1 protein-coding gene is annotated in these 401 nt (G+C 68.6%); it reads left to right on the top strand.

Annotated elements, in window-relative coordinates; translation table 11 throughout:
- Window positions 1-401: M20/M25/M40 family metallo-hydrolase (locus tag FLQ44_RS22970; protein WP_338117508.1), on the top strand; the 401-nt coding region annotated here is incomplete at both ends.

The raw sequence follows: 401 nt of genomic DNA, 5'->3' as shown, positions 1-401 counted from the left end.
AATCGGCCTCGGCGCCTGCGACATCAAGGGCGCGGCCGCCTGCCTGATCACCGCGGCAGAACAGACTAAGGGCGACGCAGCCTTCCTGTTCACCACCGATGAAGAAGCCAACGACGCGCGCTGCATTGCCGGCTTCCTCGCCCAGGGCCACGACTTCGTCGAAGCCATCGTCGCCGAGCCCACACAGGCGCGGGCGGTGCTGGCGCATCGCGGCATCAGCTCGGTGCTGATGAAGTTCAAGGGCACGGCGGGCCATGCCTCGGGCGCGCAGGCGATGGAGCAGAGCGCCCTGCACCAGGCGATCCGCTTCGGCGGGCGTGCGCTGGATTTCGTGCAGACCCAGGCTGATCAGACGTTCGGCGGCCTGCAGGGCCTGCGCTTCAACATCGGCCGGGTCGAGG

Origin of the sequence: Vogesella mureinivorans (genome assembly GCF_007644035.1) — a bacterium.
GTDB lineage: Bacteria > Pseudomonadota > Gammaproteobacteria > Burkholderiales > Chromobacteriaceae > Vogesella > Vogesella mureinivorans.
This window is presented reverse-complemented; position numbering and strand designations above follow the sequence as displayed.